Source organism: Actinotalea sp. JY-7885, assembly GCF_014525465.1.
GTDB lineage: Bacteria > Actinomycetota > Actinomycetes > Actinomycetales > Cellulomonadaceae > Actinotalea.
In genome coordinates this window covers 1-7238 of sequence record NZ_JACEXH010000159.1, presented here as the reverse complement: position 1 = coordinate 7238, position 7238 = coordinate 1, and the positions used below count along the sequence as shown (strand labels likewise).

Genomic DNA, 7238 nt, shown 5'->3' with positions numbered 1-7238 from the left:
CCCGCGGCCGCCGCGGCGCCCGGCTGCCCTGGATCGCGGCGGCCGCGGCGGCCGGCATCGTGGTCGGCGGCGTGGGCGCGACGTTCCTGTCCGGCGTGCGCGAGCGCGACGCCGACTCCGAGGTGCTCGCGCAGGCCAGGCTCGAGCCGCTCCCGGGCTGGGACGCGACCGGGGAGGCCGTCGTCGAGGTCACGCCCGACGGCTCGCGCGAGCTGGTCCTCTCGGTCGAGGACGCGGGCAGCGACGGCGACTTCCGCGAGGTGTGGCTCATCGACCGGGACGTCACGCGGCTGGTGAGCCTCGGCGTGCTGCAGGGATCCGAGGGTCGCTTCACCGTGCCCGAGGGGCTGGACCTGTCGGACTTCGCCGTCGTGGACGTGTCCGAGGAGCCGTTCGACGGGGACCCGGCCCACTCGGGCGACAGCATCGTGCGCGGCGTCCTCGACGCCTGAGTCGGCCGGTCAGCACGACGCCCGCACCACAGTCATGGCGCGGGCGTCGGCGTCCTGGGTCGTGCAGGGGGTGCCGCTCAGACGGCGGGGCCGGCCGGCGGGGGGGTGCGCGTGTCGTACCGCTCGACCACCTCGCGGTGGCTGGTGTTGGCGCGCTGCTTGTTGTAGACCATGCCCATGATCAGGGAGATGATCCCCGCCGCGATCATGATGTAGCCGACCATGTTCAGGTTGACCACGTCCCACGTGTCGGGGGCGATGGCGAAGGCGAGGATCGCACCGACGACGATCAGGAAGATCCCGGTTCCGATACCCATGCTCGTTCCTCCTCCTCGGCGGCCGGGCGACCCGGCCGGTTCAGGGACGAGCATGGCGGAGACCCCTCGCGCCCGCGCGTCGAGCGTCCGGGATCGCTCGTGCGGGTGACCACCGCCACCGTCCGGGTGGGCAGCTCGCGCAGCCGCGTGCGTCCTACAGTGGTCGAGAGCTCCGACGATCGAGGAACCATGTCCGACCAGCGCCGTCGTCCCTTCGGGATCCGCTTCACCGAGCGCTTCCTGCTGCCGTTCCTCGGCCCGGCGGAGGTCGGGGACCTGCGCCGCGGGCGGCCCGCGACGGACGCCGACCGCCGCCGCGAGAGCGAGCTGCGCACGACGCTCGAGCGCGTCGTCGGACCGGACGGCCGCAGCTACCTCGTCGAGCGCGGCGACGCCGATCGCGCCGAGCCGGGCGAGCCGCCCCGCTGACAGCACTGCCGCAGCCCGCGCCGGCCGCTCAGCCGCGCCGCTGCCCCAACCGCTCGAGCATCGCGTTGTACTCCTCGAGCTCGGCGTCGCCGTCGCGGTCCGCGGCCCGGTCGCGGCGACGCGCGGTGCGCTCGTCGTCCCGCGTCCAGGCGATGGCGAGCGCGATGGCCAGCACGAGCATCGGCAGCTCGCTGATGCCCCACGCGATGGCGCCGCCGGTGTGCTGGTCCGCGAGGGCGGACGGCCCCCACGGTCGGCCCAGCAGCCCGAACCACCGCGGTGCGAGCAGCGCCTCGGAGCTGACGATCGCGAGCCCGAAGAAGGCGTGGAAGGCCATGGTCGCGAACAGCAGCAGCAGCCGCAGCGCGTAGCCCGGGCGCTTGGGCCCCGGGTCGACGCCGATGAGCCCGTTGACGAACAGGTACCCCGCCAGGGAGAAGTGGGCGATCATCAGCAGGTGCCCGACGTAGCTCGTCAGGGCCAGCTCGAAGGCGTCGGTGAAGTAGAAGACGAACATCGAGCCCGCGAAGTTGACCGCCGCCACCACGGGGTTCGCGAAGAACTGCGCCCACCGCGAGTGCACCAGGCCGAGCAGCCACTCGCGCGGGCCCCACGACCCGTCCGCCCGCGGCGGCAGGGCGCGCGCCGCGAGCGTCACGGGCGCGCTGAGCACCACGAGGATCGGGATGACCATGACCAGCACCATGTGCTGGAGCATGTGCGCGCTGAACAGGACGTGGCCGTAGACGGCGAGCCCGCCCGACGTCGTCCACGCGAGCAGGACCATGCCCGCGACCAGGCACAGGGTGCGGTGCACCGGCCACGTGTCGCCGCGCCGCCGCAGGCGCGCGACCCAGCGCCCGTAGACGACGACGGCGGCGAGGCAGCCGAGCGCCGGGATCAGGTCCCACTGGAAGCTGGTGAGCCAGCGGTCGAACGACGGCTCGGGCGGCAGTGGGTGTCCCGTGACGATCTCGGCCGGCGTCGGCGCCGTCGGCGGCTCGAGGTCGGCCGGCGGCGCGGTCGAGCCGAGCGCGACGGCAACGCCGGAGACGGCACCCATGACGGCGATCTCGACGGCGACCAGGCGCCAGAAGACGCCCGGCGCGCGCGGGGACGCGGGCGTCTCGGCCAGGCGCCGGACGACCGCGCGCCGGTGCAGCCAGCCCAGGACGCCCAGCACGGCGAACAGCGCGACCTTGGCCAGGAGGAGCACGCCGTAGGGCGTCGCGAGGTCGGCGACCTCGTCCATGCGGCCGACGGCGTTCACGGTCCCGGAGACGGCCACGGCGACGAAGCACCAGGCCGCGATCGAGGAGAACCGCGCGACCGACGGCGCGAGGTCGCGGCCGAGCCGCCCGCTGAGCAGTGCCAGGCCCGCGAGCGCGCCGATCCAGACCGCGGCACCGGCGAGGTGCAGGAACATCGAGGAGACGGCCAGCTCGTGGTTCGTCGCGCCGACGCTGTGCCCCGTGGTCGCGAGCATCACCAGGGCCGACGTCGCGAGCAGCGCGGCCGCGAAGGCCCCGAGCGGACGCGTCACCAGCAGCGCGACGATGCAGGTCAGCGCCGCGACGACGGTCACGGCCAGGAGCGTGCGCCCCAGGCCGACGGACGTGACGAAGAGCCCGAGCTCCGAGCCGAAGCCCGCGCCGCCGACCGGACGGCCGACGATCGAGGCGTAGGTCAGCACGAGCTGCGCGACGTTCGCGAGGGCCCACACGCCGGCCGCGACGGAGGCCACCACGGGCGCCGTCGGCCAGGCGCGGCCCTCGCCCGGCGCGCGGCCGGCGGCGCGGGGCAGGACGAAGGCGGCGAGCGCGAGGGCGCCGAGCGTCACGGCAGCCGCCAGCTCCGAGGTCACCGTCGCGAGCGGCAGGCCCCAGCGCACCGCGGGACCCGGGTCGAGCAGCGCGGCGTCGACGGCGCCGGAGAACGCGACACCGAGGACGGCGGCCGCGAGCGCCAGGAGGAACCCGGAGACGAGCGCCGCGGCGGGGAGCCGGGCCGTGGTCGTCGGCACGCTCGGACCAGTCACCCGACCAGCCTACGGCGGCCCCGCGCACGCAGGTCCCGGTCACCTGTCGGCGTGGTCCGCGGGCGGCTCAGGGTTGCTGCTGGTCGGCGAAGAAGGTCTGGTCGACGAGCGCCCGCGCGAAGGCCTCGACGTCGGGCGTGCGACCCTGCGCCGGCCGGCCGGCGTACCGGCCCTGCTCAGGAGCCATAGCCGGGCACCCAGTCCAGCGCGAGCACGTCGTCCGTCCTGCCCGCCACGAGGAGCAGCGCCAGCCGCAGCCGCTCGTCCCGCGACAGGCCGCGCAGGTGCCGCTCCGTCCCCGGGTCCGCCTCGACGTCCTCGAGGACTGTCAGGTCGGTGAAGAGCTCGAGGTTCCACCCGCTCTCGTGGCTCACCGAGACGCTCGCGGACTCCTCGCCGGCGTGCCCCTCGAGGTCGTCGAGCAGGCGCTCGATCGCCTCGCGCGAGACGTCGTCGGTCTCGTGGGCGGCGACGTTCGTCAGGGAGCTCATCCAGCCCTGCCGCTCAGCCGGTGAAGACGGAGGCGTTGGCGGGCCACTCGCCGGTGCGCTGGAACTCCCGGTACGCCGTCGCCATCACGGCCGAGGCCATCCTCGGCCGGTCCCCACGCCCCTCGATGAACCAGGCGTCAGGATCCGTCGCCGGGATGACGAGGACGCCACGCTCGGGATCCTGCTCGTCGATCCCGTAGTCGTACCGCGCCCGTCCGTCCGAGGAGCTCAGACGGATGCCGAAAGCTCGCGAAGCCATGCCTGACACCCTCTCCACCGTCCCGGCTCAGAAGTAGCCCTGGCGCTTGAGCTGCTCGTAGACCTGCTCCTGGGTCATGCCTTCGTAGCCGGTCTGTGCGGGCTTGCCAGCCAGCGGTCCTCGGCCACGAGGGCCGGCGAGGCGCGCGACCTCGTCGAAGAAGCGGCGCTTCGCATCGTCGTAGGACGCCGAGGCGTACAAGCGTCTCTCGCGTCCCATGTCGCTGTAGGTGACGGTGTAGTCCGCCCCCTCGCACCCGAAGATGATCGACTCGCTGCTGCCGTTGCCGGGCACCCCCCAGACGAAGAAGTCCATCCCGTAGACGAATCCCCGCGCCTCGCCCTCGGCGCGCAACGCGACGAACTCGGGCGGCGCCTGCGGCTGGTCGACCATGGTTCGGCTCCCCACCTTGCGAATGACGCCCAGACCGATCAGGTCCCCCTGAGAAAGCTCCTTGCCGGTCGGGCTGAAGAACCTGTACTGCATCCCGCCACCCTGCTGCCCGAACCAGGGTGCGATGTCCGAGCGCTCGACCGTGAGCCGCCCTGACTGCACGATCGCCGTCACGGCAGCACTCCGGCGATCGTGTCCATCCGGCCCCGGACCCCGTCGTCCGCAGCGCGATAGTCCTCAGCCATCGCCACCACGCCGTCGACCATCGCCTCGAGCGTGTCCCGCGCCGCGCCGATGGCCCGACCCGTCTCCACTTCCGCCGTGTTGACGAACCCCGGCAGGAACGCGCACAGCAACCCGAACGCACCGTCGTGCAGGTCGACCTGGTTCGCGGCGTCGTGCGCCAGCGCACGGCATCGGCCACCATCGCCAACCTCGACCCGTGCGCCGTCAGCACCTGCGTATCGACCTCGAGCTCGCTCATCCGCCCCCTCACGCGACCCACCGGAACCGGGACGAGTGTGACGCTCCACGACCGCTCAGCGGTAGGCCGGTCCACGATCCTCAGGTGTAGCGCTGCCCGATCTCGGCGCGCAGGTGCTGCGTGGTCGCCGGGTCCTCGCCGAAAGCCTCGGCCATCGCGGCGACGGCGCGCCCGCCGGCCTCGCGCTGCGCCGCGCGGACCGCGTCGATCTCGGCCTTGACCTGCTGCGCCTTCTCGGCGCGCTCGGCGGCCTGCGCGATGTCGCGCTGGACCTCGGCGAGCGCGGCGTCGGCGTCGTAGAAGGCGGTCATCCCGGCACCGGCGAGCGCCGCCGCCCGTGCCCAGGTCTCGCACTGGACCGATCGGGCGACGCCGCGCCGCGCGCCAGCACGGGTCGGTCCACAGGTGCGCCGCCCCCCTGGCGGTCCGCGCGGCGACTGGCATACTCGCCGTCTGCCGCACCGCCACGCCGGGCTCGCCGAAGCCCTCGTCGAGCCGTGCGCCCCCAGCCGGCCACCGGAGGACCACGCATGCTGACCGAGCCGATCAACGACACCGACCACGTCGAGGCGCGGCGCCTGCTGGACCGGATCGACGCCGTCTTCGCCCAGCGCGTGGTGGGGCAGGACAACCTGCGGGTCGCGCTCGTCAGCACCCTCCTGGCCAGCGGCCACATCCTGCTCGAGAGCGTCCCCGGCCTCGCCAAGACGACGGCGGCGCAGACCTTGGCCGCCGCGGTGTCGGGCTCGTTCCACCGCATCCAGTGCACGCCCGACCTGATGCCCAACGACATCGTCGGCACCCAGATCTTCAACTACGCGACGGGCGCGTTCTCCACCCAGCTCGGCCCCGTGCACGCGAACCTCGTGCTGCTGGACGAGATCAACCGCTCGAGCGCCAAGACGCAGTCGGCCATGCTCGAGGCGATGCAGGAGAAGCAGACCTCGATCGGCGGCGAGGTCTACCCCCTGCCGCGCCCCTTCATGGTGCTCGCGACGCAGAACCCCATCGAGGAGGAGGGCACCTACGTGCTGCCCGAGGCCCAGATGGACCGGTTCCTCGTCAAGGAGGTCCTCAGCTACCCGGATGCGGCGCAGGAGGTCGAGATCCTCGAGCGGATCTCCACCGGCCGGCAGACGGCCGCGATCACCGGTGAGCCCATCAGCCTCGCCGACCTCGAGCGGCTCCAGGCGATGGCCGACCGCGTGTACGTCGACGCCGCGATCAAGCGGTACGTCGTCGACCTGGTCGCGACCACCCGGGGCGGCGGCCCGCGCCCCATCCCCGGCATCGACCGCCTCATCCGCGTCGGCGCGAGCCCTCGAGGGTCGATCGCGCTGATGCGCATCGGGCAGGCCCTGGCGCTGCAGGCCGGCCGCAACTACGTCACGCCCGAGGACATCAAGGCGATGCGCCACCCCGTGCTGCGCCACCGCATCGTGCGGACCTTCGACGCGCTCGCCGACAACGTGCCCACCGAGCAGCTGGTCGACGCGGTGTTCGACGCCGTGCCGACCCCCTGACCCCGGGCCCCACCGTGTCCTGGTCCCCCGTCGGCGGCGCCGCGCCCGCGACACCCCCGTACGCCGCGCCGAGCGCCGCCGCGGCGGCTCCGGCGCGCCGGTCGGCGTCGCGCTTCGCGCACCTGCGCTCGCGCCTCGAGCTGCCGCTCGCACGGCGCGCGACGGGGCTGCTCGACGGGCGCCACCGCTCGATCCTGCAAGGCCACGGCCAGGACTTCGACGACCTGTCGCTCTACAGCCCAGGCGACGACGTCGGCGACATCGACTGGAAGTCCAGCGCCCGGGCCGGCATCCCCGTCATCCGGCGCTTCGTGCGTCAGAGCAACCTGAGCCTCGTGCTGGCGGTGGACACCGGCCGCACCATGGCGGCGGCCGCCGCCGGCGGCGAGACCAAGGGCGCGGTCGCGCTCGACGCCGCGACGCTGGTCGCCTACCTCGCACGCGACCGCGGTGACCGCGTCGCGCTCGTGGCCGGCGACGAGGAGCGTCTGGTCCAGCTCCCCCCGCGCGCGGGCACGGGCCACCTGGAGCTCCTGCTGCGCCACGTCGAGCGCGCGTACGAGGTCAAGGCGCCGCCGTCCGACGTCGGCCGGCTGCTCGCCCGCGTCGGCGCGCTCACCCGCCGCTCCCTGGTCGTGCTGGTCACCGACGAGGCCAACCCGACCGTCGCCCACCACGACGCCCTGAAGACCGTGTGCCTGCACCACGAGGTCCTCGTCATCGCGGTGGCCGACGCCGACCCGTTCGAGGCCGTCCCGGGCACGACGCGCGACGTCGGCGACGGCTGGGCGGTCCCCGCGTGGCTGCGGGGCCGCGACGACGTCCGCCGCGCCGCGGCCGCCGCCCGCGCGC

Annotated in this window: 11 protein-coding genes; 4 read left to right on the top strand and 7 right to left on the bottom strand. The window is 73.9% G+C overall.

What is annotated here, in order from left to right; genetic code table 11:
* A partial coding sequence (locus IDM29_RS13185) for an anti-sigma factor (protein ID WP_188037620.1) occupies positions 1 to 452 on the top strand: 452 nt, incomplete at its 5' end.
* A gap of 77 nt (positions 453 to 529) precedes the next feature.
* On the opposite strand, the gene IDM29_RS13180 is transcribed toward IDM29_RS13185, so the two are convergent.
* On the bottom strand, positions 530 to 769 hold the full coding sequence (locus IDM29_RS13180) for a DUF6458 family protein (RefSeq protein ID WP_182112446.1): 240 nt from the start codon (positions 767 to 769) through the stop codon (positions 530 to 532).
* Positions 770 to 958: 189 nt separating this feature from the next.
* Here IDM29_RS13180 and IDM29_RS13175 point away from each other — a divergent pair, with 189 nt between their 5' ends.
* On the top strand, positions 959 to 1198 hold the full coding sequence (locus tag IDM29_RS13175) for a hypothetical protein (RefSeq protein ID WP_182112447.1): 240 nt from the start codon (positions 959 to 961) through the stop codon (positions 1196 to 1198).
* Positions 1199 to 1226: 28 nt separating this feature from the next.
* Here the strand turns inward: IDM29_RS13175 and IDM29_RS13170 are convergent, their stop codons facing one another.
* The 6 genes from IDM29_RS13170 to IDM29_RS13145 form a co-directional block, all read right to left on the bottom strand.
* Complete coding sequence (locus IDM29_RS13170; protein ID WP_182112448.1) at positions 1227 to 3236, bottom strand: cytochrome c oxidase assembly protein; 2010 nt, start codon at positions 3234 to 3236, stop codon at positions 1227 to 1229.
* A 176-nt stretch (positions 3237 to 3412) separates the two neighbouring features.
* Positions 3413 to 3727 (bottom strand): hypothetical protein, encoded by a 315-nt coding sequence (locus tag IDM29_RS13165; protein ID WP_182112449.1) that lies wholly within the window; start codon positions 3725 to 3727, stop codon positions 3413 to 3415.
* 13 nt (positions 3728 to 3740) lie between these two features.
* Positions 3741 to 3986, bottom strand: coding sequence for a hypothetical protein (locus IDM29_RS13160; RefSeq protein WP_182112450.1), 246 nt, complete (start codon positions 3984 to 3986; stop codon positions 3741 to 3743).
* Positions 3987 to 4013: 27 nt separating this feature from the next.
* Positions 4014 to 4553, bottom strand: coding sequence for a glycohydrolase toxin TNT-related protein (locus tag IDM29_RS13155; protein WP_182112451.1), 540 nt, complete (start codon positions 4551 to 4553; stop codon positions 4014 to 4016).
* The gene (locus tag IDM29_RS13150) at positions 4550 to 4912 is read right to left on the bottom strand and encodes a hypothetical protein (RefSeq protein ID WP_182112452.1); all 363 of its coding nucleotides are present in this window, start codon (positions 4910 to 4912) and stop codon (positions 4550 to 4552) included. The genes IDM29_RS13155 and IDM29_RS13150 overlap by 4 nt, the downstream gene beginning before the upstream one ends.
* Before the next feature lie 31 nt (positions 4913 to 4943).
* The gene (locus tag IDM29_RS13145) at positions 4944 to 5174 is read right to left on the bottom strand and encodes a hypothetical protein (protein ID WP_182112453.1); all 231 of its coding nucleotides are present in this window, start codon (positions 5172 to 5174) and stop codon (positions 4944 to 4946) included.
* Positions 5175 to 5393: 219 nt separating this feature from the next.
* Here IDM29_RS13145 and IDM29_RS13140 point away from each other — a divergent pair, with 219 nt between their 5' ends.
* Together IDM29_RS13140 and IDM29_RS13135 are read left to right on the top strand one after the other, a co-directional pair.
* Positions 5394 to 6386 carry a MoxR family ATPase gene (locus IDM29_RS13140; protein ID WP_182112454.1) on the top strand — a complete coding sequence of 331 codons (993 nt, stop codon included), beginning with the start codon at positions 5394 to 5396 and terminating at the stop codon, positions 6384 to 6386.
* 14 nt (positions 6387 to 6400) lie between these two features.
* Positions 6401 to 7238 (top strand): DUF58 domain-containing protein (locus IDM29_RS13135; RefSeq protein ID WP_188037619.1); only part of this gene is annotated, 838 nt, incomplete at its 3' end.